Raw genomic sequence first — 20,964 nt, forward strand, 5'->3', positions numbered from 1 at the left:
TGGAAACATCGCCGGCCTTTTCGTCTGGTTACGATAAGGTGTTATTGGTGGTTGCTGCGGACGGCACGGGTGCTTCTGCGGCGCATCCAATGCGGAGTTTCTGCTGTTCGGCAGTCACGTGTGCTGGCCGCGCCGTTCAGCTGTTAGGCCGCTTGGCCAACTTCATTTCCATCACCAGGTCGCTCTGCAAATCCTGACCGACCGCGAAGATCGTATTGCCCGTCACGACAAAGCCGGCCCTCTCATAAAACGCAATGGCTCGTGCGTTTCGCTCGTAGACGGTCAGCTCCAGGCGAGTTGCGCCACGTTGATGCGCGTCGTGCAGGACCGTTTTGAGGAGGGCCATAGCCAATCCGCGTCCCCTCCAATCGGTGTGGACATAAATTCGATTGAGGAAGGCCGATCGTCTGTCGACTGTATCCAGCATGAGGTGAGCATATCCGATGACGCGATCATCAAGCATGGCGAGGAAAACAGCGGCTGAGGGGTCGCCAATCTCCGCATTCTGCTGTTCGGCGCTGATATTCGCCTGGATGTAGGACTCGAGATCCGATGCGGGCGTGTCGCTGCCGTAGGTCGCTCGAAACTGCTGGCCGCAAATTCGCAAAGCGCTTCGGCGTCCGATGGGCGCGCGCGTCTGATTGTGAACGAGCCTGTCAATTTGATGCCTCCATTCATTTTGTCGCGTGTTCTCAACCACATGGCGCGTTTTGCGCTCGATCGCTTGTTCTTGCATGGCAGGGCTGAATTTCTGTTGCTTGTGAAGACGCGCTTCCGTTCACATGTATGAGTTGTCAATCATAAAGCAAAGCGAGAGAGAAAATGTCCTTCCGTAAGTCCATTCGCGATGGTTTCCTTGGCCGCGCCTTTGCGATGATCGGTGCTGCGAATGCTGTGAGCGCCACCATCGAAGCTGGCCGCCGCCCAAAGGCGCGCGATCTGCGCGAACTCGGCATCGACCCGAGCATGTTCGGCAGAATCAACCACTAGCTTATCTGCGCCTTAGGCGCGGCTGGCGGTCTCTGATCGCCGGATACGAAACAGCCCGCAACCGGATGGTCGCGGGCTTTATTTTTGTTCTGATGAAGCCGCATCGGTGAATGCGGCTTGCAAGCTCAGGCGTGCAGTTCCTTATGCGCCTCAGCGCGCTCTTCCGCCTGTTCCTTCTTGTTGTAGCGGATGGAAGACCAGAGTGAAATGCCGATCAGGGCGGCACCGCCAAGGCCGGTAATGACCTCGGGAATATGGTACATCGTCTGCACATACATGATCACCGAGAGGATCAGGATTGCGTAGAAGGCGCCGTGCTCGAGATAGCGGTACTCCGCGAGCGTGCCCTTTTCGACGAGCATGATTGTCATCGAACGCACATACATGGCGCCGATGCCGAGGCCAATCGCAATAACGAAGAGGTTCTGCGTCAGCGCGAAGGCGCCGATGACGCCGTCGAAGGAGAAGCTGGCGTCGAGCACTTCGAGGTAGATGAAGGCACCGAGACCGCCTTTGGCGGCGGCGCTCATCGTCTGCTGCGACGCATCGAGCAGGCCGCCGATCACCTCGACCGCCAGGAAGGTCAGAAGACCATAGATGGCGCAATGCACGAAGGTTGTGGCCTCTTCTTCTCCGAGGAACGACGAGAACACCAGGACCAGCGCCAGCACGAAGGCAATCTCGATGCCCTTGATCGTGGCCGAGCGGGCCATGAGCTTTTCAAGCCCTGATATCCAGTGGACGTCCTTCTCATGATTGAAGAAGTAGTTGAGACCAACCATCATCAGGAAGGTGCCGCCGAAGGCTGCGATCGGCAGGTGTGCGTCGTTCATGATGCGGGCGTATTCCGCAGGGTCGCGGGCAGCGAGCACCAGGGCTTCCCACGGGCCGATTTGGGCGGCGATCGCGACGATTGCGAGCGGGAAGACGATACGCATGCCGAAGACGGCGATGACGATGCCCCAGGTGAGGAAGCGATGCTGCCAGACCGGTGTCATCTCCTTGAGCTTGTTGGCATTGACGATGGCGTTGTCGAAGGAGAGCGAAATCTCCAGCACGGCGAGCACAGTGCAGATGAAGAAGACGGTCGCCATGCCGCCGATCGTGCCCGTCGTCTGCCAGCCGAGGGCTGCGCCCAGGACGAGGCCGAGGAAGGTGACGATGAAGGCCCAGCGGAAATAGCTGAGCGTCGATTTTTGCGGGGAACCGCTGGTCATGGCCGCACCTCGCAGCCACGAAGGTTGTCGAACAAGGATGTGCGGGAAAAAAGCGACATACCACAAAGGGCATGCGCGTGAGGCATGGTGAGCTTTTTCATCAATGAAAAATCCGCCGGCTTAAGCTGCAGGCGGTACCGACATCACGAGAGCGCCGTAAAAACTCTCGCCAGAGGGGCCCGGCACCAGGTTGACCCGTCGGCCGATGTCCGAGGCCTCGGGATAAGTCGAAGGTAGTGAACTTGCCACGCCAGTCAAGGCGGCGCGATGCGGTTTGTTCTTTTCCTCGGAACTATTCGGCGCCGAGGTCGTTAGTCCTTCGTTCACCAATGGCATGCGCAATAAAAAGGAGGCCGATGATGCACCCCTCGACCCACACTCCCGACACGCGCACGGAAAAATCGGACCGCATGAAGCGGGCGCGCCCCAACCGAATGCAAAAGGCACAAGTGCTGCCGCCGCATCACGTCGACCTGACGCTGCCGCATGGCGTTTTCGATGACGTCCATATCCCCGCTCACTGCACCGGCGGCGATCTTTCGAAAGGCGGGCCGAAGCCGGCCGCCGAGGAGGATTCCACGATCGCAAGGCCGATCCGCTGACCTATCGACGCCTGCTGCCCTGTATTGCCGACAACCGGTGAGGAAAGATGAAGACGACTTTGGTGCCGCACGACATTTGCCTGAAGCACGAGATCGAATGGCAGGCGCTTCGCGCGGCCGCTGATATCCAGATCGATCTGGAAAGAATTGAGATCACGAATTCACTGAGGTCTCGTTGGAGCCCGCCGACGCACTCAAGGCCTGACTCCACGTTCCCGGGCGCCCGGCTCTAGATATCTTGTACTTTTGCGACTGCGCGCCCGTTCGCAGGAGCGTTGGATCATCACGTCTGTACCAAAATGACGTGGTCGCCAACCTTTCGGAAAGGATTGCCCGGCGATAATCCGTGTGTTCACGGGAATCGGATAGATGGCAAAGACTGCGACACGCCGCCGCAAATCATCGGCACGATCGAAGGCAAGGGGAGGCGGAAGCGCTCTCCCCTGGACAATCATCGGCGTCATCGCCGTTGGGGGCATTGCGACTTACGACAATTGGAAGAGCGTGAAGCCGATGCTGGCCACGCATGCGCCAGCCTCGATCGTCTCTCGGGCAGCGCCGGTCGCGCGAAGCGAACCTGCACGCGATCCGAGCCCGAGGCAGACCGCTTCAATCGCGCCAGTGTCCCGCATGGTGCCGCCTGGAGCCGTGCCCATTCCGGCCAAGGCACCTGTCGTCCTTGAAAAAGCGGTGCCGGTTTCCCTCTCGCCCGCGCAGGCGCAGACCGGCAAGGCCGCCTTCGGCTATTGCGGCCAGGGCGAGCACATCAACTGCGTCGCCGATGGAGGCACGTTCTGGTACAAGGGCGAGAAGATCGCCATTGCCGACGTCGTGAGCCCCGGCATTGAGACAGCCCGTTGCGACAACGAGAAGCGGCTGGGCTTCGCCGCGAAGCTGCGGCTCCTGAATATCCTGAACTCCGGATCCTTCGCGATGAACCCGGCAGGGCAGCCTGGCAAGGGCGGCGTCCCGCATGTCGTGTCTCGCGATGGTCGGTCGATCGGCGCGCAGATGATCAACGAGGGATTGGCCCGCAAACCCGGCGCAAATGGCGCGTGGTGCGCCTGAGGCGAGCCCGCGGCGTATGCCGGCCTACTTCTGCTTCGGCGCCTTGCCGTTGGTGCGAAAGCTGCCGGTAAAGGCGGTGTCCTTGCTCTCGGCCGAGCATTCGATGGCGACCGGCTTGCCGCCGTAGGGGTTACCCATCGTGCAGGTGCCGGCAACTTTGACCTGACCTGTCATCTTCTGGCCGACGCCCGTGACCACCAGGTTGAGCGGCATGCGGGCATTGCCGTTGGCAGCAGGCATGATGGCCGTGCCGTCACCCTGGAAGCCCAGCATCTTGCCGCCCGAGGTGAAGATGAAGGTGACCTGTCCATTCACGAGCGTCACGCTCGCGAGTTCGCCTTCGCAGCCCTTCGTCGCGTCGACCTTGCCGACGACGAGCTTGGCGCATTTGCCGGTGAGCGTCAGTGCCCCCGGAGCGCCGGGGAAGTTCTGCGGGGCTGCGTCCGCTGCGGTTGTCAGTGTTGCGGCGAGCAGCGAAGCGGCGGCCAAAGTTGCCAGTCTCATCTCTTTACCTCGTAGTGCTTATGTCGGCGGTGCAGTGTGTCGGCAGCGGCTTGCCATTCTTCTGTGTTCGAAATTGGTCGATAGGCTTGGCCGGTGGACTTGGCAATCGACTGCCTTCCTGCGCGGTCCTTGGTCCGGACATGAGGGGCATGCGGTGAAATGCCGCTTCGTCAAATTCATCGGGCGCGATAGCTAAGCCTTGGTCTGGCAGCGAGACTGCCGGCCGATTCAAGATGGAGGAATGCGATGATCAGGAAAATCGCTCTGAGCGTAGCTATCCTGGCCTTCGGCGTCGCACCGGCGCTGGCCGCAAGCAGCCACTACTACGTAGAACATTCTCCGAACAACAGTAAATGCAGCGTCGTGTCGAAGCGTCCTGATGGCAAGACCGCCATGGCTATCGGCGGCGCGCACAAGACGAGGGCGCTTGCCGAGGCGGCAATGAAGTCCGCGTCCGCCTGCATGTAGCATGGGCTGCTGTTGCGCACGAAAGCCGAACGAAGCGCCCGCCCCTTGGCGGGCGTTCCGCATTGGCAAGGAATGGAGCGCCGTTTTGTTGCTTCGCCGAAAACGAGTATATTCAAGCTTCGGTCACACTTACGGGCAGGGCGAGATGGGCACGCCATTCAATAAGGCTTTCGGTGCGGGGGGCTTGGCCGCTGCGTTGATGCTTCCGTCCGCGGCATGGTCTGCCGGAGCACTGAACGTCGATGCCGGCGCTTACACGTGCAGCCAGATTTCCCAGATCATCCGCCAGAACAAGAAGGTTTTCGTCCGTTCCGGTTTCGGCGGCAGCAGCTTTCGCTATCCGCCCGCCAAATGCGGCTTGGGCTACGCGCGCACCACCGCGAATTTCCGGGATAAGACCGGCAAGCAATGCGCGCTCGACTACGCCTGCACTTACGACAGTGGGTCCTTTTACAATAACCCGTAGGTGCCGACGCAAAGGCGAAGACGGCCATCCGTCTCTTGCCGCGCGTCGGCTGCGTGCAATCAATGTTTGGGCTGTCCCGGAAACGAAAAAGGCTTAGCGGTTTCCCGCTAAGCCTTTGAATTCGAATGGTGGGCGTGACAAGGATCGAACTTGTGACCCCTACGATGTCAACGTAGTGCTCTCCCGCTGAGCTACACGCCCATCCGATGGCGGCGCATAGACCACAAACCCTTTTTGCCGTCAATAGGCTTTTTTCGGTTTTGTGACATGCTTTGCCGGAAGCCTTATGCGGCAAGCATTTTATTTACTTCCTCGACGAGGTCGCGAAGGTGGAAAGGCTTGGAAAGGACCTTCGCGTCCTTCGGTGCCTTCGAATCAGGGTTGAGGGCGACGGCTGCGAATCCGGTGATGAACATCACTTTCAGGTCCGGATCGAGTTCGGTGGCGCGGCGCGCCAGTTCGATTCCGTCCATTTCGGGCATGACGATATCGGTCAGGAGCAGCGAGAAGGGTTCTTCACGAAGCCTGTCATAGGCGCTGGCGCCGTTGTCGTAGGAGAGGACCTTGTAGCCTGCCTTTTCAAGCGCCTTCACAAGGAACCGGCGCATGTCATTGTCGTCTTCTGCAAGAAGTATCTTCTGAGTCATTATCCAGACCGCTAATCAGTAATTTATGCGTTGGGCTCCAGCCATTTACACTAGAGTTCGCCCAGTAAACAACCGGTGAAGAGGCCATCCGGGCCGTCATCCCCATGAGATAGTATGGACTTGGAGTGCTGCAACTGGCAACATGGGCGAAGCAATGGCCTCCTGATGTGGTAAAGAGGGAAAAAAGGGTGCACGAAATCCCTGAATACGCACTTTTCGAGGTCCGGGAGCCTGCGTCGCACGCCATTCCATTCGTCTACAACTCGCCGCACAGCGGGCGCATCTATCCCCCCGAATTCATCGCTCAGTCCAGGCTCGAGGGCATTTCCATCCGCCGCTCCGAGGATCACTATGTCGATGAGCTGTTTGCCGATGCGAGCGCGCTTGGGGCGCCGCTCCTGCTTGCAAACTTTCCGCGCGCCTATCTCGATGTGAACCGCGAGCCCTACGAGCTCGATCCGCGCATGTTCGACGGTCTGCTGCCGCCCTACGCGAACATCAATTCACTGCGCGTGGCAGGCGGGCTCGGTACCATTCCGCGCATCGTTGCCGAGAACATGGAGATCTATGCCCGTCGGCTGTCGGTGCAGGAGGGGCTCGATCGAATCGAAGCCGTCTATAAGCCATATCACGCGGCGTTGCGGCGGCTGATCGCCCGCACGCATGTCCAGTTCGGCTTCGGCGTGCTGATCGATTGCCACTCCATGCCGGGCAACGTTCGCGTCGCCGGCACCAATGCGCGGCCGGATTTCATCATCGGCGATCGCTACGGCACCAGTGCCTCGGCCGAGCTGTCGCGTGCGGCTGTCGCCATCTTGGAGGAGATGGGCTTCACGGCAATCCGCAACAAGCCATATGCCGGCGGGTTTATCACGGAGCATTATGGCCGCCCGTCGCGTGGACTGCATGCGCTGCAGATTGAAGTGAACCGCTCGATCTATGTCGACGAAGTTACGCTGGAGAAGCGCTCCGACTTCGCCTTGGTTGCCGCAGCGATCACCGCCTTCATGCGCCAGATGGCGGTCTATGTGGCGCAGTTCGCGACCGACACCGCCCTCGCTGCCGAATAGGCCTTCAAGACATCAAAAAGAGACCGCCTCGCGGCGGTCTAAGTCTAGGGAGGAAACACCCAAGGAGGGCATTTACAGTCAAAGACTGTGGGCAAAAGCTACTATTGCGGTGCACAATTGTCAATCAAAATTTTGCAGTGCAAAAAAATTGTGCAGCCGGCTAAAAGCTGCCGCTCTCGTTTGCAACGGGCGGCAATTCGGCTATGAAAAGCGGCACTCACGCGCCACCAATGGATTTCCCCATGTTGCCTGATCGCTCGTTCTTCAATCGCCTGGCGGAGGCCGCCAAGGTCGAAACGCTGCCACGGTTCCGTTCCGGACTTGACGTGACCAACAAGCTATCGAGCGGCTTTGACCCCGTCACCGAAGGCGACAGGGCGGCGGAAGTCGCCATTCGGGCGCTGATCGAGGAGCATTTCCCGGATCACGGCATTCTCGGCGAAGAGCACGGCAATGTTGGCCTGGACCGCGAATATGTCTGGGTGATCGACCCGATCGACGGTACGCGCGCGTTCATCTCCGGTGTACCGGTCTGGGGAACGCTGATCGGTCTGCAGCGAAACGGCCGGGCCGTCATGGGCATGATCGACCAGCCCTTTACTGGCGAAAGCTATTTCGCAGATGCGAACGGTTCGATCTATAACGGCCCGGAAGGGGAGCGGCGGCTGCAGGTTCGCGATTGCGGCGCACTGGCGAACGCCATTCTCTTCACCACCTCGCCGCATCTGTTTGCCGGTGTCGAGATGGAGAAATACCGTGAGATCGAGAGCCAGGTGCGGCTCTTCCGCTATGGCACGGACTGCTACGCCTACGCGCTGCTCGCCGCCGGCCATGTCGATCTGGTGATCGAAAACGGCCTGAAGCCCTACGATGTCGGTGGCATCATCCCCGTCATTGAGAATGCCGGCGGGATCATCACGACCTGGGATGGCGGGCGTCCGGAAAATGGCGGCTCGATCATTGCGGCCGGCAGCCGCGCCGTCTACGAGCAGGCGATGGCGGTCCTCAATCGATAGCATCCACCGGCATTTGTCGCGGTCGCTTGGATAGAGACCGGGCTAGGTACCAAACCCTTCGACTTCCTCGACGGCCTCGGCGTCACTGCCGGGGATGAAGGCGTGAAAGGCCGCAAGCGCCGCCTTGCGGTAGACGTCGCGTTCCTGCAGCACCTCATGCCGCGCACCATTGATCGGCACGAACTGGGCGGCGCGGAAATAGCGCGAGATCCGCTCCTGCGCGATATAGGGCACGATGGCGTCGCGCATCGGCGCGATGACGACCGTCGGGATGGTGATCGAGAACAAATGGCTCGGAGCGGTTACGCGGTCGATCGTCAGCAGCGAGTCGTGCAGCCAGCGCGCTGTCGGGGGGCCGAGCGTCAGCTCCGGATGGGCGGCGGCAACAGCGACATTGCGCTCGAAACGGGTCTCGTCCGATGTCAGAGGGTTGTCGCTGAACGGCTTCTCCTTGAGCTTGCGCGTCAGCGGGAACGAGCCGAGACCGAGCGAACAGGCGATCCAGGCAAGCGCCCGGATCGTACCTTCCGATGCTGCCTGACCTGAAAGACCAATAAAGGGTGCCGTCAGCACCATCCGCTCGATACGTGTCGATAGGTACGGGGCGGCGGACATCGCGATCAGCGCTCCGGTCGAATGCGCCAGTAGAAAGAACGGCAGGCGGGTATCCGGCAGCACGATTTTCTCGAGGAACGTGTCGAGGTCGTGCTCGTAATCGACGAAGCGGCGGACATGGCCATAGGTGCGCGTCTTCAGAAGCCGGTCCGAGCCGCCCTGGCCACGCAGATCGAAGGTCGCGACCCACAGGCCCTTGGCCGTCAGGTCGCGGATCGTCTCGAAATACTTCTCGATATACTCGTTGCGGCCCTGGAGGAGGACGACCGTACCCTTCGCCACCGGCGCGTCGGAGCGGAAGACGGCATAGCGCAGCCGATGGCCGTCATGCGTTTCGAAGAAGCCTTCGGTTCGGTTCTCCGGAGCCGGATTTTCGGGGGTCGAGAAAAGAACTTGTTCCATGGCCGATCGATCGTGTGCTTCGCGGATTCGCCTATTGAGTAAAACGGATAGCTGATTGGGCTGTCAAATCAAAGAAAAGAGGCTTGGTAACAGGCGGTGAACGTAAGCTGGCCGTTTTGCCGTCACGCCATAAAAAAAGCCGGCATGCTGAACTTGAGGTTCCGCGATGCCGGCTGGAGATCGGGCTGAAGACGAAGGGACGATACACTCCAGCCATCGGGCCAGTGTCACCCGATAGGCACGATTCCTAATCCCCTGCGCATGAATGGCTTCCGAACCGGCTGTTCATGCGGGGTTCACGCTGCGTGAGTTCCCTCCCAACGCCAGGGTCTTGAACTGCGCAAAGGCCATCCCCATCTCAATCCTGCGGGTGCCAAACGGGCCTGCTAAACCGTCCCGAAGCTGCCGATCAAGGGGTTTCAGGGGCAACTATCGCAACACGTCGCTTCCTTAAGGAGGACATCATGCGTCACGTAGACTTCTCTCCCCTTTATCGTTCGACCGTCGGTTTCGACCGTCTCTTCACCATGCTCGACAGCCTCGGCCAGCCTGACCAGGGCCAGACTTATCCGCCCTACAACATCGAGCGTACTGGTGAAAACACCTACCGCATCACCATGGCCGTTGCCGGTTTCGATGAGACCGAAATCTCCATCGAGGCACAGGCTCACGCTCTCACCGTCAAGGGTGAAAAGAGCGAAGACAAGGTTGATGGCAGCGAGTTCCTCTATCGCGGCATTGCCAAGCGCGCCTTCGAGCGCCGCTTCCAGCTTGCCGACCATGTCGAGGTTACCGCCGCTTCGCTGAAGAACGGTCTTCTCCACATCGACCTGCTTCGCAGCATTCCGGAAGCCATGAAGCCGCGCAAGATCGCGATTGCGGCTGAGCCGGTCAGCGCGCCGAAGGCCATCGAGGCACAGGTCACCAACTAACCCAATCGGTCCTCCCAAGACCAAGCATGCCGGCGGCGCTCGTTTGAGCGCCGCCTTTTTGTTGTCTGCCATCAAGCCGGGCTTGCCGCTTCCTCGGTTTCTTCCGTGGTGATGCGATGTGCCGTCTTTGCCGCGTACTTCTGTGCGATGACCGCGCAAACCATCAGCTGGATCTGGTGGAACAGCATCAGCGGCAGCACGATCGCGCCGATCGATTGCCCGGCAAAAATGACGCTGGCCATCGGCGCGCCGCTGGCGAGGCTCTTCTTCGATCCGCAAAAGGTGATGGTGATCTCGTCGGCCTTGTTGAAACCGAGCAGGCGGCTGCCAAACATGGTGAAACACAATACGATGGCAAGCAGCGCCGTGTCGGCGATGATGACGGCCGCGATGTCGGTGACCGAGAACTCGTGCCACAGCCCTTCAACGATTGCCTTGCTGAAGGCGAGGTAGACGACCATCAGGATCGAGCCACGATCAACAGGCATCAGCAGCGTCTTTTTCGCGCGGATCCAGGCCCCGATCCATGGCTGCAGCGCCTGGCCGACGATGAACGGCAGCAGCAGTTGCATGAGGATTTGCCCGAGCACCTCCCATGAGAAGCCCCCATGACCGCCGACGGAAAACAGCAGTCCGACCAGCAGCGGCGTCAGGAACATGCCGAAGATGTTCGATGCCGATGCAGAGCAGATGGCGGCCGGTACGTTGCCACCTGCCATGGAGGTGAAGGCGATCGACGACTGCACCGTCGAAGGCAGTACACAGAGATAGAGTATGCCGAGATAAAGAGGCTTCGGCAGAATCCACTCCGGCACAAAGCCAAGGCCTAGGCCAAGGATGGGAAACAGGCCAAATGTCGTCAGCAGGATCACGAGATGCAGCCGCCAGTGCAGAACGCCGGCGATAACGACGTCGCGGGACAGGCGTGCACCATGCAGGAAGAAGAGTAGGGCCACCGCGAGGTTCGTCGCTATGCCGAAATAGCCGGCAAAGGTGCCCGTGGCCGGCAGGAATGAGGCGAGGATGACTGTGCAGACGAGCAGGATCGTAAATGTATCGGGCAAGAAGCGGCGCATGGCTTTACTCATCGGATCGGTGGATCATTTCTCTTTCTTCCATTATGATACAGGATGCAAGGAATAACAGTTATCGTATTTCTGGATCACCATGCTCGATCTTACCCAACTCCGCAGCTTTGTTGCCGTCGAACAGATGGGAAGCTTCACGCTGGCTGCCGAACGGCTCGGTCTCGGGCAGTCGACCGTCAGCCAGCACATCCAGCGGCTCGAAAGCGCGGTCGGGCGGCGATTGCTGGCGCGCGACACCCACAAGGTAGTCATGACGACAGACGGGGAAGCGTTGCTCAGCCACGCGCGGGCGATGCTGGCGATCGAAGCGCAAGTGCAATCGCAATTCAAAGGGCAAAATCTGCGCGGCAACCTGCGGCTCGGCGTCTCCGAGGATTTCGTGACCAGCCAGCTTCCGGCGGTGCTCGAGGATTTCGTTCGCTCGCACCCCTCCGTCGATCTCGAGCTGACGGTAGCCCTGTCAGGAACGCTTTACGAAATGCAGGACAACGGCGAGATCGACCTCGTGCTGGCGAAGCGCCGGTTGGGCGATGCGCGCGGACGGCTGGTCTACCGTGAGCCGCTGGTGTGGCTGGCGCGTGATCCGGAGCATGTCCTAAGCGGTGGGCCTCTGCCGCTGATCGCGTTTCCGCCGCCGAGCGTGACGCGCAGCATCGCGCTCGAAGCCCTGGGCCGAAGCCAGGTCGCCTGGCGGATCGTCTGCACCTGCGGCAGCCTCAGCGGACTGACGGCGGCCGCACGGGCCGGCATGGGCGTGCTGGTGCAGCCGCGCAGCATGGCACCTTCCGGTCTGAAGGAGATCGGGCGCGATAGGCTTCCCATCCTCGAGGAGGTGGAGTTCGTCCTTGTGCCGCGCAAGGGCGCCGACCAGGCGCTGGTGCATGCGCTGTCGGAGGACATCCTCGGCAAGGTACGTCGTCTTGGTTCCGGCGGATGAGACCTGTTAAGGCGTCTTAAGTGGCGGTGAAGGCGTCGTGATAGCAGACTTTGCCGACAGGCAGCGGGCCATCGAACCGTTGGCGCATGAAATATTCCGCCGGCACGCCCTCGAAAATCAGATTGACGTCATTCTCGAAGCCGAAGCGCTCGTAGTAGCCGGGGTCGCCGAGAACAACGCAGCCCCTGGCGCCGATATCGGTCAGCCGCGACAGGCCGTCGCGAATGAGGTTTCCACCGATGCCCTCGTTCTGGCGGTCGGGTCGCACCGAAACCGGACCAAGTCCGTACCAGCCGTAGTCGCCACCATCGATCGTGACGGGCGAGAAGGCGACATGTCCGATGACTGCGCCACCGTCGACGGCGACGAGCGAAATTTTCAACGCGTTGGCCTTGCGGAGCGCGTCGATGATTTCCGCCTCTGTCTGGCTACTGTATTCCATCGGCGCGAAGGCCGCCTTTGTAATCTGGCGGATCGTCGCGATGTCGCTCGGCTGTTCAGGACGGATTTCCATCGGCGTTCTCTCGTCGTCTTCAGGTATCAGGGCATGGCCCGTGATAGCGCGACCTCGGCATGGTGGCCAGCAGATCGGCAATCACTCAAGGTCCGATCACGCAATAACGCTTCGTTGCCGCGCAATGTTCATTCGCTGCCTCGCCCAAAAGTTAATGGCCTGCTTGCCATCTTAAGGTGCCCTCAACCGTGTCACTTAGGCATCTGGTTAGGTTCGGAGCCTAGGCTCGGATCACCATGGTCGATCTTCGGGGCAAGGAGAACGGACCGATGACGTATGGTGTACTCTTCGTATCCGGGCTGGTTGCCTGTGTGATGCTGATTGTCGTGGCAGGACACGACGCGAAAACGACGGATGGTGGCAAGCCGCAATCCGCCGTGACAGGCCATCAGAATTGAGGCTCATAACTCAGTTTGCGAGGCAGTCCAGGAAACCATCGACATCTGCCTCGCTGGTCGCAAAGCTGGTGACGAGGCGGATCAGCGTCTCATCCCGGCCGACAAGCTCGGGTTTGGCCGGTGGCACCGGCCATTCATAGAACTTCGCGCCCCTTTCTTGTGCCGTTTTCGCCGCGCCTTTCGGAATGACGGCGAAGACTTCGTTGGCCGAGGTCGGCCACGCCAGCCGGGACGCGTTGCTCGCGGTGATGCCCGCGCGCAGACGATCGGACATACCGTTCGCATGGCGGGCGAGATCGAGCCAGAGATCGTTCTCGAAGTAGGCATCGAACTGGGCGGCGATGAAGCGTGACTTCGAGAACAGCTGGGCGGCGCGCTTGCGGATGAACAGCATCTCCTTGGCCCGCTCCGGGTTGAAGAAGACGATCGCTTCCGCACACCAGCAGCCATTCTTCGTGCCGCCGAAGGACAGCATGTCGATGCCGCGCTTCCAGGTCATCTCGGCCGGGCTGACACCAAGGGAGACGAGGGCATTGGCAAAGCGCGCGCCGTCCATATGGAGGGGCAGCTTGTCCTTTCGGGCGATCGCAGCGATCTCGTCGATCTCCGTGAGCGAGTAGACCGTTCCGGCTTCCGTTGCCTGAGTGATCGTGACCGCCGTTGCCCGCCCGTGCTGCACTGCCGTTTGCGGGAAGGCCGCGATCTTCTCCTTGAGCTTTTCCGGATCGATCTTTCCCTCCGTGCCGGGAACGCCAAGCAGGCGGGCACCGCTGAAGAAGTCGGGCGCGCCGCATTCGTCCGCAATCACATGTGCTTCAGAATGGGAGAAGGTGATGCCACCCGGCCGTTGGACGCTCGCGAGCGACAAGGAGTTCGCTGCCGTGCCGGTGCCGACGAAAAGAACGGCGACTTCACGCTCGAAGACTTCTGCAAAGCGGCGCTCGACACGCCGGTCGAGATCACTTGCGCCATAGGCCGCGGCAAAGCCGTCGGATTCCCGGAGCAGACGTTCGGCGATGGATCGATGGGCGCCTGCCCAGTTGTCGGATGCAAAATACATGAAAGGAGACCGCTTGGGATGTGGTGGGGGGATCAGGTTCGGCGGCGACATTACGCCAACACTCCGGCTGGTCAAAGGGGCGGCGTGGAATCATCACAAAAATTGACCTCGGCAATCAATAAACAAAATAGTGCGTAATCGTGTAATTTTATGTCTCTATGGTAGCTATTTTCGGTAATATTAAGTCGTAAACCGCCGATTTTTTGAATCTGCACTCTTGCGAAGGCGAGATGTTTCTGGCATAGATCAAGTGAATTAGGACAGTGTTGTTGTCCTATTTTGGCCGCGACGGCCGAAGAGGCGCCAAAAAACCTTACACTCGTGGGGTTTCACGCTATAGTTCTTCAAAAGCGGGTAAGAGCCTGCATGCGGAGGCGGATGGTAGGCGCAGGAGCGCACGGTTGCTTTCCCTGGAGAGCCTGCCGCCGGCGACCGGATCTTCGATAATGCAACAGCGCTGTAACGCCCCGAACCTAGGATCAGGGACGGCGCGGGACAAGAAGCCGCCCGCGGCCCCGCGGGCTCTGACAGGAGGGAAAGATGACGAAGACGCCATCCACGGGTTTTGACCAGTTCGCAGCAGCAACGACGCGCGCGACGGCCAATACGCGTAAATTCGCCTCCGGTCTGCCGCGAAAACAGGGGCTTTACGACCCACGCAACGAGCACGATGCCTGCGGCGTCGGCTTTGTCGCCCATATGAAGGGTCAGAAGTCGCACCAGATCGTCAAGGACGGTCTCTTCATTCTCGAGAACCTGACGCACCGCGGTGCCGTCGGCGCCGACCCCCTTATGGGTGATGGCGCGGGCATTCTCGTGCAGATCCCGGACCGCTTCTTCCGTGAGGAAATGGCCAAGCAGGGCATCACCCTGCCGAAGGTCGGCGAGTACGGCATGGGTCACATCTTCATGCCGCACGACGAAAAGCAGATCGCGCATTTCAAGAAGGTGATCCAGGACGTCATCACCGATGAAGGCCAGGTCTTCATCGGATTCCGCGACGTGCCCGTCGACAACTCCTCGCTGTCGAAGGCGCCCGACATCGCCGCCACCGAGCCGCATCACGTTCAGGTCTTCATCGGCGCTGGCAAGGACGCGGCGACGAACGACGAGTTCGAGCGCCGCCTGTTCACGCTCCGCAAGGTGATCTCCAACCGCATCTACGACGAGTTCGACGGCGAGGAGAGCAACTTCTACCCGGTGTCGCTGTCGTCGGCGACCGTCGTCTACAAGGGCATGTTCCTGGCCTATCAGGTCGGCGCCTACTACAAGGACCTGTCGGACCCGCGCTTCGAGTCCGCGGTTGCCCTCGTGCACCAGCGCTTCTCGACCAACACCTTCCCGTCCTGGAAGCTGGCGCACCCTTACCGCATGGTCGCCCACAACGGCGAAATCAACACGCTGCGCTCCAACGTCAACTGGATGGCGGCGCGCCAGGCATCGGTGTCTTCGCCGCTCTTCGGTGAGGATATCTCCAAGCTCTGGCCGATCTCGTATGAAGGCCAGTCGGACACTGCCTGTTTTGACAACGCGCTCGAGTTCCTCGTGCGCGGCGGCTACTCCATGGCACATGCCGTGATGATGCTGATCCCGGAAGCCTGGGCCGGCAACCAGTCGATGGCGGCCGAGCGGAAGGCATTCTACGAATACCATGCGGCCCTGATGGAGCCGTGGGACGGACCGGCTGCTGTCGCCTTCACCGATGGCAAGCAGATCGGCGCGACGCTCGACCGTAACGGTCTGCGCCCGGCCCGCTATCTCGTCACGTCAGACGACCGCGTCATCCTCGCTTCGGAAGCCGGCACGCTGCCGGTGGCTGAAGAGGATATCGTGCAGAAGTGGCGCCTGCAGCCGGGCAAGATGCTGCTGATCGACATGGAGAAGGGCCGCATCGTTTCCGACGAGGAAGTGAAGTCCGAACTCGCGACCAAGCATCCTTACCGCAACTGGCTGGATCGCACTCAGCTCATCCTCGAAGACCTGAAGCCTGTCGAGCCGCGTGCGCTGCGCCGCGACGTGTCGCTGCTCAACCGCCAGCAGGCTTTCGGCTACACGACCGAAGACACCAAGATCCTGATGTCGCCGATGGCGACCACGGGCCAGGAAGCCGTCGGCTCGATGGGCACGGACACGCCGATCTCGGCCATGTCGGAAAAGTCGAAGCTGCTCTACACCTACTTCAAGCAGAACTTCGCGCAGGTTACCAACCCGCCGATCGACCCGATCCGCGAAGAGCTCGTCATGAGCCTCGTTTCGTTCATCGGGCCGCGTCCGAACATTCTCGACCATACCGGCATGGCAAACGCCAAGCGCCTGGAAGTGCGTCAGCCGATCCTTACCAACGGCGATCTCGAAAAGATCCGTTCGATCGGTCACACGGAAGACCGCTTCGACACGAAGACGCTCGACTTCACCTATGATGTCGAGCGTGGCGCCGAAGGCATGCCTGAGATGCTCGATCGCCTCTGCGAGCGCGCGGAAGCGGCCGTCAAGGGCGGCTACAACATCATCGTTCTCTCCGACCGCCAGATCGGGCCTGATCGTATAGCGATCCCGGCACTGCTGGCGACGGCTGCCGTGCACCATCACCTGATCCGCAAGGGTCTGCGCACCTCGGTCGGCCTCGTCGTCGAGACCGGCGAGCCGCGCGAAGTGCATCACTTCTGCCTGCTCGCAGGTTACGGCGCCGAAGCGATCAACCCTTATCTTGCCTTCGACACGCTGCTCGACATGCATGCCAAGGGCGAGTTCCCGAAGGAAGTGGACGCCTCCGAAGTTGTCTACCGCTACATCAAGGCGGTCGGTAAGGGCATCCTCAAGGTCATGTCGAAGATGGGCATCTCGACCTATCAGTCCTATTGCGGCGGTCAGATCTTCGATGCGATCGGCCTGCAGCAGGAACTGGTTGACAAGTACTTCTTCGGTACCGCGACGATGATCGAAGGCGTCGATCTCACGGCGATCGCCGAAGAGACTGTTGCGCGTCACACCTCCGCCTTCGGCAAGGATCCGCTGCTCGCGACCACGCTCGATATCGGTGGCGAGTATGCCTACCGCATGCGCGGTGAAAGCCACGCCTGGACTCCGGATGCGGTGGCCACACTGCAGCACGCCGTTCGCGGCAATGCCGAGGACCGCTACCGCGAGTTCGCCGAGATGGTGAACACCTCGGCCTTGCGCATGAACACCATCCGCGGCCTCTTTAACATCAAGAGCGCCGAACAGCTCGGCCGCATGCCGGTTTCGGTCGATGAGGTCGAGCCTGCTGCCGATATCGTCAAGCGTTTCTCGACGGGCGCGATGTCCTTCGGCTCGATCTCCCGCGAGGCGCACACGACGCTCGCGATCGCGATGAACAAGATCGGCGGCAAGTCCAACACCGGCGAAGGTGGCGAAGAGTCCGACCGCTACATGCCGCTGCCGGATGGTTCGTCGAACCCCGAGCGTTCGGCGATCAAGCAGATCGCGTCGGGACGTTTCGGTGTCACGACCGAATATCTCGTCAACGCCGATATGCTGCAGATCAAGGTCGCGCAGGGCGCAAAGCCCGGCGAGGGTGGCCAACTGCCCGGCCACAAGGTCGACGCGACCGTTGCCAAGACACGTCACTCGACCCCGGGTGTCGGCCTTATCTCGCCGCCGCCGCACCATGACATCTATTCGATCGAAGATCTGGCGCAGCTGATCTACGACCTGAAGAACGTCAACCCGACGTCCGATGTCTCGGTCAAGCTCGTCTCGGAAGTCGGCGTCGGCACGGTTGCCGCCGGCGTTGCCAAGGCGCGCGCCGACCACATCACCGTCTCCGGCTTCGACGGTGGCACCGGCGCATCGCCGCTGACCTCGCTGAAGCATGCCGGTTCTCCGTGGGAAATCGGCCTTGCCGAGACGCAGCAGACGCTTGTCTTGAACGGCCTGCGTTCGCGTATCGCCCTGCAGGTCGATGGCGGTCTGAAGACCGGCCGCGACGTCATTATCGGTGCGCTTCTCGGTGCCGACGAATTCGGCTTCGCGACCGCGCCGCTGATCGCCGCCGGCTGCATCATGATGCGCAAGTGCCACCTGAACACCTGTCCTGTCGGCGTTGCCACGCAGGATCCGGTCCTGCGCAAGCGCTTCAAGGGCACGCCTGAGCACGTCGTCAACTACTTCTTCTTCGTCGCCAACGAAGTCCGCGAAATCCTGGCCTCGCTCGGCTTCACCAAGCTCGATGACATCATCGGCGCTTCGGAGCTGCTCGAGAAGGACGAGATGCTGGCGCATTGGAAGTCCAAGGGCCTCGACTTCAGCCGCATCTTCCACAAGGTCGAGGCGCCGAAGGATGCGACCTACTGGACATCACGCCAGAAGCACCCGATCGACGACGTTCTCGACCGCAAGCTGATCGCGGACGCCGAGCCGGCACTGTCTTCGAAGACCCCTGTGTCCTTCGAGGTCGATATCAAGAACGTCGACCGTTCGGCTGGCGCGATGCTGTCCGGCGAAGTCGCCAAGCGCTACAACCACCGCGGCCTCAAAGACGACACGATCAACGTGACGCTCAAGGGCACGGCCGGCCAGTCGTTCGGCGCCTTCCTGGCACGCGGCATCACCTTCAATCTGGTCGGTGACGGCAATGACTATGTCGGCAAAGGCCTCTCGGGCGGCAAGATCATCGTCCGGCCACCTGAGAATTCGAAGATCATCGCGGAAGAGTCGATCATCGTCGGCAACACCGTTCTCTATGGTGCGACCGAAGGCGAGTGCTACTTCCGCGGTGTCGCGGGCGAGCGCTTCGCGGTCCGCAACTCGGGTGCGATCGCCATCGTCGAAGGCGTGGGCGACCACGGCTGCGAATACATGACGGGTGGCGTGGTGGTCGTTCTCGGCCAAACGGGCCGTAACTTCGCGGCCGGTATGTCCGGTGGCGTTGCCTACGTACTCGACGAGGCCGGCGATTTCGCCAAGCGCTGCAACATGGCGATGGTCGAGCTCGAGCCGGTTCCTGAGGAGGACGACATGCTGGAGAAGCTGCATCATCACGGCGGCGACCTCATGCACAAGGGACGCGTCGACGTCTCCGGTGACATGACGCGCCACGATGAGGAGCGCCTCTACCAGTTGATCTCCAACCATCTGCACTACACGGGCTCCACCCGCGCCAAGCAGATCTTGGACAACTGGGCCGACTACCGTCCGAAGTTCCGCAAGGTCATGCCGGTCGAGTACCGCCGTGCGCTTGAAGAAATGGAACGCGCCCGCATGGGAATTGCGGCCGAGTAAATACGCTTACTTCCGTTGCGCCGGCGAAGGCTGGCGCGGCGGATGACCGAAATATCTCAATGACCCACGGATCGGCAGCAGCCTCAGGCAGCGCAGACGCGTGGATAGCACTCAAGGGATATGCTGGATGACGGTCGAAAGAAGCAACTTGCCTCCACTGTCGAGGCTGACGATGGACAACTGGCCGCAGGCGAGGCGGTCATGAGTGTAAGGGACGAAAATATGGGTAAGGTCACAGGGTTTCTGGAAATCGACCGGCAGGTGGCAAAGTATCAGCCTGCCTCGGATCGCATCCGGCATTTCCGCGAATTCACGATCCCGATGTCGGACCAGGAAGTGCAGAAACAGGCAGCGCGCTGCATGGACTGTGGCATTCCCTATTGCCATGGGCCAACCGGCTGCCCTGTTCATAACCAGATCCCGGATTGGAACGACCTCGTCTACAACAACAACTGGGAAGCGGCGATCCAGAACCTGCATTCGACGAACAACTTCCCGGAGTTCACCGGCCGCGTCTGCCCGGCGCCCTGCGAGGAAGCCTGCACGCTGAACCTCGAGGACACGCCGGTTGCGATCAAGACCGTCGAACAGGCGATCGCTGACAAGGCCTACGAGCTCGGCTTCATCCGTCCGCAGCCGGCAACGGTTCACACCGGCAAGAAGGTTGCGATCGTCGGTTCCGGCCCGGCCGGCATGGCGGCTGCACAGCAGCTCGGCCGCGCAGGGCATGAGGTTCACGTGTACGAACGCGAAAGCAAGCCCGGCGGCCTGCTGCGCTACGGTATCCCTGACTTCAAGATGGAAAAGAACTTCATCGATCGCCGCGTCGAGCAGATGAAGGGCGAAGGCGTCACCTTCCACTGTGGCGTCAATGTCGGTGTCGACGTGAAGGCCGAGCAGCTGCTCGCAGACCACGATGCGGTTCTCTATTGCGGCGGTTCTGAAACGCCACGCGAAGCGGGTATCCCGGGCATCGAGCTTTCGGGCGTCCATGACGCGATGCCCTACCTCGTGCAGCAGAACAAGCGCGTCGGCCGTGAAAACATCGACAGCGTCGGCTGGGCCTCTGACCCGATCCTCGCCGGCGCCAAGCATGTCGTCGTCGTCGGCGGTGGCGATACCGCATCGGACTGCGTCGGTACGGCGTTCCGCCAGGGCGCGGTGAAGGTCACGCAGCTCGACATCCGCCCGCAGCCGCCGGAGAAGGAAGACAAGCTCGCTGTCTGGCCGTTCTGGGCAACGAAGATGCGCACGTCGTCTTCGCAAGCGGAAGGCGCAATTCGCGAGTTCCAGGTGGCAACACTCGAGTTCGTCGGTGAAGATGGCGTTCTGACCGGCGTGAAGTGCTGCGAAGTCGACGAGCGTCGCAAGCCGATCGCCGGCACCGAGTTCATCATCAAGGCCGACCTTGCTTTCATCGCGATCGGTTTCAGCGGCCCGTTCAAGGACAGCGTGCTCAAGGAACTCGACGGCAAGCTCACGCTCAACACCGACCGTCGCGGCTCGACCAACGTCGTTGCCGACGACCGCGACTACAAGACCTCGGTCGACAAGCTCTGGACGGCAGGCGACGTGCGCCGCGGTCAGTCGCTGGTGGTCTGGGCGATCCGCGAAGGCCGCCAGGCCGCCCGCGCCATCGACGAAGCCCTGATGGGCTCGACGGTTCTGCCGCGGTAAGCGACACAGTTGATGATTGGATTTTGGGCCG

At 60.9% G+C, this 20,964-nt stretch carries 21 protein-coding genes and 1 tRNA gene; 13 read left to right on the forward strand and 9 right to left on the reverse strand.

The window, feature by feature from the left end; genetic code table 11:
* Positions 1-136: 136 nt before the first annotated feature.
* Positions 137-607, reverse strand: a complete 471-nt coding sequence (locus RHIBUN_RS33135) for a GNAT family N-acetyltransferase (protein WP_245271635.1) — start codon at positions 605-607, stop codon at positions 137-139.
* Between the two features lie 215 nt (positions 608-822).
* On the opposite strand from RHIBUN_RS33135, the gene RHIBUN_RS36760 reads away from it, so the two are divergent.
* Complete coding sequence (locus tag RHIBUN_RS36760; RefSeq protein ID WP_018856614.1) at positions 823-990, forward strand: hypothetical protein; 168 nt, start codon at positions 823-825, stop codon at positions 988-990.
* Between the two features lie 125 nt (positions 991-1,115).
* Here RHIBUN_RS36760 and RHIBUN_RS0106610 read toward each other — a convergent pair whose 3' ends face one another.
* Positions 1,116-2,207: a DUF475 domain-containing protein gene (locus RHIBUN_RS0106610; protein ID WP_025658943.1), complete on the reverse strand. Its 1,092-nt coding sequence runs from the start codon at positions 2,205-2,207 to the stop codon at positions 1,116-1,118.
* Between the two features lie 356 nt (positions 2,208-2,563).
* Here RHIBUN_RS0106610 and RHIBUN_RS0106615 point away from each other — a divergent pair, with 356 nt between their 5' ends.
* From RHIBUN_RS0106615 to RHIBUN_RS0106625, 3 genes are all read left to right on the forward strand, one after another.
* Positions 2,564-2,809, forward strand: coding sequence for a hypothetical protein (locus RHIBUN_RS0106615; RefSeq protein WP_018856616.1), 246 nt, complete (start codon positions 2,564-2,566; stop codon positions 2,807-2,809).
* A 47-nt stretch (positions 2,810-2,856) separates the two neighbouring features.
* Positions 2,857-3,042, forward strand: coding sequence for a hypothetical protein (locus RHIBUN_RS0106620; RefSeq protein ID WP_018856617.1), 186 nt, complete (start codon positions 2,857-2,859; stop codon positions 3,040-3,042).
* A 136-nt stretch (positions 3,043-3,178) separates the two neighbouring features.
* Positions 3,179-3,877: a hypothetical protein gene (locus RHIBUN_RS0106625; protein ID WP_025658944.1), complete on the forward strand. Its 699-nt coding sequence runs from the start codon at positions 3,179-3,181 to the stop codon at positions 3,875-3,877.
* A 24-nt stretch (positions 3,878-3,901) separates the two neighbouring features.
* Here RHIBUN_RS0106625 and RHIBUN_RS0106630 read toward each other — a convergent pair whose 3' ends face one another.
* Positions 3,902-4,381, reverse strand: a complete 480-nt coding sequence (locus RHIBUN_RS0106630; protein ID WP_025658945.1) for a hypothetical protein — start codon at positions 4,379-4,381, stop codon at positions 3,902-3,904.
* Between the two features lie 246 nt (positions 4,382-4,627).
* On the opposite strand from RHIBUN_RS0106630, the gene RHIBUN_RS0106635 reads away from it, so the two are divergent.
* Complete coding sequence (locus tag RHIBUN_RS0106635; protein ID WP_025658946.1) at positions 4,628-4,849, forward strand: hypothetical protein; 222 nt, start codon at positions 4,628-4,630, stop codon at positions 4,847-4,849.
* Positions 4,850-4,994: 145 nt separating this feature from the next.
* Complete coding sequence (locus tag RHIBUN_RS0106640) at positions 4,995-5,315, forward strand: hypothetical protein (protein WP_025658947.1); 321 nt, start codon at positions 4,995-4,997, stop codon at positions 5,313-5,315.
* A 126-nt stretch (positions 5,316-5,441) separates the two neighbouring features.
* Here RHIBUN_RS0106640 and RHIBUN_RS0106645 read toward each other — a convergent pair.
* Positions 5,442-5,516, reverse strand: a tRNA-Val gene (locus RHIBUN_RS0106645).
* Between the two features lie 83 nt (positions 5,517-5,599).
* The gene (gene cpdR1, locus RHIBUN_RS0106650; protein ID WP_007527565.1) at positions 5,600-5,962 is read right to left on the reverse strand and encodes a response regulator CpdR1; all 363 of its coding nucleotides are present in this window, start codon (positions 5,960-5,962) and stop codon (positions 5,600-5,602) included.
* 188 nt (positions 5,963-6,150) lie between these two features.
* On the opposite strand from cpdR1, the gene RHIBUN_RS0106655 reads away from it, so the two are divergent.
* Together RHIBUN_RS0106655 and hisN are read left to right on the forward strand one after the other, a co-directional pair.
* A complete protein-coding gene (locus RHIBUN_RS0106655) occupies positions 6,151-7,032 on the forward strand; it encodes an N-formylglutamate amidohydrolase (RefSeq protein ID WP_025658948.1) in 882 nt (293 codons plus the stop codon).
* A gap of 242 nt (positions 7,033-7,274) precedes the next feature.
* Positions 7,275-8,048 carry a histidinol-phosphatase gene (gene hisN / locus RHIBUN_RS0106660; protein WP_025658949.1) on the forward strand — a complete coding sequence of 258 codons (774 nt, stop codon included), beginning with the start codon at positions 7,275-7,277 and terminating at the stop codon, positions 8,046-8,048.
* A 42-nt stretch (positions 8,049-8,090) separates the two neighbouring features.
* Here hisN and RHIBUN_RS0106665 read toward each other — a convergent pair whose 3' ends face one another.
* On the reverse strand, positions 8,091-9,065 hold the full coding sequence (locus RHIBUN_RS0106665; protein WP_025658950.1) for an alpha/beta hydrolase: 975 nt from the start codon (positions 9,063-9,065) through the stop codon (positions 8,091-8,093).
* Positions 9,066-9,529: 464 nt separating this feature from the next.
* On the opposite strand from RHIBUN_RS0106665, the gene RHIBUN_RS0106670 reads away from it, so the two are divergent.
* On the forward strand, positions 9,530-9,997 hold the full coding sequence (locus tag RHIBUN_RS0106670; RefSeq protein WP_018859904.1) for an Hsp20 family protein: 468 nt from the start codon (positions 9,530-9,532) through the stop codon (positions 9,995-9,997).
* A gap of 71 nt (positions 9,998-10,068) precedes the next feature.
* Here the strand turns inward: RHIBUN_RS0106670 and RHIBUN_RS0106675 are convergent, their stop codons facing one another.
* Positions 10,069-11,073 carry a bile acid:sodium symporter family protein gene (locus RHIBUN_RS0106675; protein WP_025658951.1) on the reverse strand — a complete coding sequence of 335 codons (1,005 nt, stop codon included), beginning with the start codon at positions 11,071-11,073 and terminating at the stop codon, positions 10,069-10,071.
* 91 nt (positions 11,074-11,164) lie between these two features.
* Between RHIBUN_RS0106675 and RHIBUN_RS0106680 the strand changes: the two genes are divergently transcribed.
* Positions 11,165-12,022 (forward strand): LysR substrate-binding domain-containing protein, encoded by an 858-nt coding sequence (locus RHIBUN_RS0106680; protein WP_018859906.1) that lies wholly within the window; start codon positions 11,165-11,167, stop codon positions 12,020-12,022.
* A 16-nt stretch (positions 12,023-12,038) separates the two neighbouring features.
* Here the strand turns inward: RHIBUN_RS0106680 and RHIBUN_RS0106685 are convergent, their stop codons facing one another.
* A complete protein-coding gene (locus tag RHIBUN_RS0106685) occupies positions 12,039-12,536 on the reverse strand; it encodes an N-acetyltransferase (protein WP_025658952.1) in 498 nt (165 codons plus the stop codon).
* A 269-nt stretch (positions 12,537-12,805) separates the two neighbouring features.
* Between RHIBUN_RS0106685 and RHIBUN_RS37885 the strand changes: the two genes are divergently transcribed.
* Positions 12,806-12,934, forward strand: coding sequence for a hypothetical protein (locus RHIBUN_RS37885; RefSeq protein ID WP_019280707.1), 129 nt, complete (start codon positions 12,806-12,808; stop codon positions 12,932-12,934).
* Positions 12,935-12,944: 10 nt separating this feature from the next.
* Here the strand turns inward: RHIBUN_RS37885 and RHIBUN_RS0106695 are convergent, their stop codons facing one another.
* Entirely contained in the window at positions 12,945-13,994 is a 1,050-nt protein-coding gene (locus RHIBUN_RS0106695) for a low specificity L-threonine aldolase (protein ID WP_025658953.1), read from the reverse strand.
* 540 nt (positions 13,995-14,534) lie between these two features.
* Between RHIBUN_RS0106695 and gltB the strand changes: the two genes are divergently transcribed.
* The gene (gltB, locus tag RHIBUN_RS0106700; RefSeq protein WP_025658954.1) at positions 14,535-19,256 is read left to right on the forward strand and encodes a glutamate synthase large subunit; all 4,722 of its coding nucleotides are present in this window, start codon (positions 14,535-14,537) and stop codon (positions 19,254-19,256) included.
* A 222-nt stretch (positions 19,257-19,478) separates the two neighbouring features.
* Complete coding sequence (locus RHIBUN_RS0106705; RefSeq protein WP_025658955.1) at positions 19,479-20,933, forward strand: glutamate synthase subunit beta; 1,455 nt, start codon at positions 19,479-19,481, stop codon at positions 20,931-20,933.
* The last annotated feature ends 31 nt before the right edge of the window (positions 20,934-20,964 follow it).

The sequence above is a fragment of the Rhizobium sp. IBUN genome, assembly GCF_000510625.1.
Taxonomy (GTDB): domain Bacteria; phylum Pseudomonadota; class Alphaproteobacteria; order Rhizobiales; family Rhizobiaceae; genus Rhizobium; species Rhizobium altiplani.